The organism is Ligilactobacillus sp. (assembly GCF_036846325.1).
Taxonomy (GTDB): domain Bacteria; phylum Bacillota; class Bacilli; order Lactobacillales; family Lactobacillaceae; genus Ligilactobacillus.
In genome coordinates this window covers 1-2,287 of record NZ_DAIUCE010000174.1, presented here as the reverse complement: position 1 = coordinate 2,287, position 2,287 = coordinate 1, and the positions used below count along the sequence as shown (strand labels likewise).

At 42.0% G+C, this 2,287-nt stretch carries 3 protein-coding genes; all 3 read right to left on the bottom strand.

The window, feature by feature from the left end:
- Positions 1-3: 3 nt before the first annotated feature.
- A complete protein-coding gene (locus tag V7Z60_RS09875) occupies positions 4-828 on the bottom strand; it encodes a flagellin N-terminal helical domain-containing protein (protein ID WP_334117640.1) in 825 nt (274 codons plus the stop codon).
- A 165-nt stretch (positions 829-993) separates the two neighbouring features.
- Positions 994-1,377 carry a hypothetical protein gene (locus tag V7Z60_RS09870; RefSeq protein WP_334117639.1) on the bottom strand — a complete coding sequence of 128 codons (384 nt, stop codon included), beginning with the start codon at positions 1,375-1,377 and terminating at the stop codon, positions 994-996.
- A gap of 112 nt (positions 1,378-1,489) precedes the next feature.
- Positions 1,490-2,035 carry a sigma-70 family RNA polymerase sigma factor gene (locus V7Z60_RS09865; protein WP_334117638.1) on the bottom strand — a complete coding sequence of 182 codons (546 nt, stop codon included), beginning with the start codon at positions 2,033-2,035 and terminating at the stop codon, positions 1,490-1,492.
- Positions 2,036-2,287 lie beyond the last annotated feature (252 nt).

The following is a 2,287-nucleotide window of genomic DNA, read 5'->3' as shown; positions in this document are numbered from 1 at the left end:
ATCTTAGCCTTGAAGAAGGTTAAGCACTGAGTTCGGCATTGCATTTGCCTGTGCAAGCATTGATGTTGCAGCCTGGGAAAGGATGTTGCTCTTCGTGAACGTCATCATTTCTTCAGCCATGTCAACGTCACGGATACGTGAGTTGGCTTCTGACAGGTTTTCGTTTGTTGCCGTCAAGTTGTTGATCGTGTGGTCAAGACGGTTTTGAACGGCACCAAGTGAGGCACGCTGATCGGAAACCTTCTTGATGGCTGCATCGATTGATCCAAGCATCTTGTCAGCATTTGCACCAGCCTTGCCGAGTGTGAACTTGTCAGCATCAACACCAAGCAGTGACGTACCACTCATGTTGCTGATTGTAACTGTAAGAGTCTGACTCTGGTTGGCACCAATCTGGAATGTGAAGCCGTTTGTACCGTTGAGCAGGCTCTGTGTGTTGAATTCCGTTGTGTCAGCGATACGTGTAAGTTCTTGATGAAGTGCATTCAATTCCTTGTTGATTGAGCCACGGTCATCGTCTGTCAATGTACCGTTCTTGCCTTGAACCGTAAGGTCACGCATACGTTCGAGAATGCTGTGTGATTCGTTCAAAGCACCTTCAGCTGTCTGTACAAGGGAAATGCCGTCCTGGGCATTGCGCTTTGCCTGTGTGAGGCCACCGATTTGTGCCTTCATCTTTTCTGAAATTGCAAGTCCTGCAGCGTCATCGCCGGCCTTGTTGATACGTGAACCGGATGAGAGCTTTGCAAGAGAGTTCGTCTTTGCCGTGTTTGCAGCTGTCAAACGGCTGTATGTGTTCATAGCTGCCACGTTTGTGTTAATACGCATGATAAATTCCTCCATTTCTCTTTGTATCATTAACTGATTACATGAATATATATCGTCAGTGAATGGAGTTATTTAAGCAGTTATTTGAAATTTTTCTCAAAAAAAACCGCCGTCCATGACGGACGGCAGCTTTAGCGTAATCAGTTAATAACAATTCATGCACGTTCAAAACGATGCTTCACGTTTGAAACGACGTCTGAACCAGCGCATGATTAAAGAGGATTCTTTCATAAGCATCTTATATTCGAAAGATGAGGTGTTAAGATCTTCAATCCCGGATTCGCGGAGCAGATCCAGGATGACAGGCCGTTTGTCACCGGGAGTTAAAACAATGTCCAGGCGGCTGAGACGATCTTCTTCATCGTGTTCTTCGACCAGACGATAATCAAGGTTTTCCCCGTTATCGGTAATTACTGAGAAGAAGGAAGCATCCTCCCTTTCCGCCCCGAAGACTGCAACGGCCGGCTGCGAGATGAAGTAATAACGCCCGAAGCATAAATCACATGCCTGCGCCAGAACATCCTCCTTGACTTTTGTACCCGTTCTCATACCTTTTACCTCATTTCCTTTTGATGATTATCGAGCAGTGACCCCCATCGCTGCTCATCTAATATTCTACATAATTCAATTAAAAAATTCCAGTGTTTTTTCACATTTCATTCTATTTTTCATCAAATATTTCACATGCCATTCTTCTGATTCTGTTGCGCGTACGATAAACCTTGGTGTGCGTCTGTTTCAGATGTCTTGAAATTTCCATTTCGGTGTATCCCTTCAATTTATATTCAAGATATTCACGTTCAAAATCATTGCATCTTCTGAACAATTCGCTTAACTGATCCTTGATTGTGACCAATGTTTCAGCATCAACGTTATTATCAGGAATCCCGGCAAAATAATCGTCGGAGGTTTCATCAACGACGTCAGTTCTGTGTTCTTCCTCTCGTTTCTTCCTTCTCAGTTCATCCAGAATCCCCCATTTTATCTTCTGATACAAATATGCGTTGATCTTGTTTTCATCTGAATCAGGACTCCTGTTCATTAATTCGACATATCCTCTGACAAACAGAATCATCCCCAGTACAACGTAGTCATCATAGCTGCCTGAATACCTGCTTATTCCAAAGCGCCTGATGATTCCATAGATCATTCCTTCATGATTTTTTTCCTTCATATATTCGACTGCTTCTTCTTCATATTCTCCCATGGACATTCCCCCTGTTTTTCAAGATAGTTGTTATTTTAGGGAATAAACTGATTTGGATAAACCTGTAATCTCATTTTGTCAGATTTTCAAAACCAGTTCTTTTGAACCAGAAAAGGTGCCGTCTGCATTAAAAAGAGGACTTTAGTCCACTTTGCTCGAAATGCATCCAAAAGTAATATTACATTTATATTAAAATAAAGAAAAAGCTTGATTTAATTTTAATTACATTTTAAACTGAAATTGTTCTTTTAC

Coding starts and splice junctions, on each gene's coding strand:
- V7Z60_RS09875 (WP_334117640.1), bottom strand. CDS start 828: ATGCGTATTAACACAAACGTGGCAGCTATGAACACATACAGCCGTTTG.
- V7Z60_RS09870 (WP_334117639.1), bottom strand. CDS start 1,377: ATGAGAACGGGTACAAAAGTCAAGGAGGATGTTCTGGCGCAGGCATGT.
- V7Z60_RS09865 (WP_334117638.1), bottom strand. CDS start 2,035: ATGGGAGAATATGAAGAAGAAGCAGTCGAATATATGAAGGAAAAAAAT.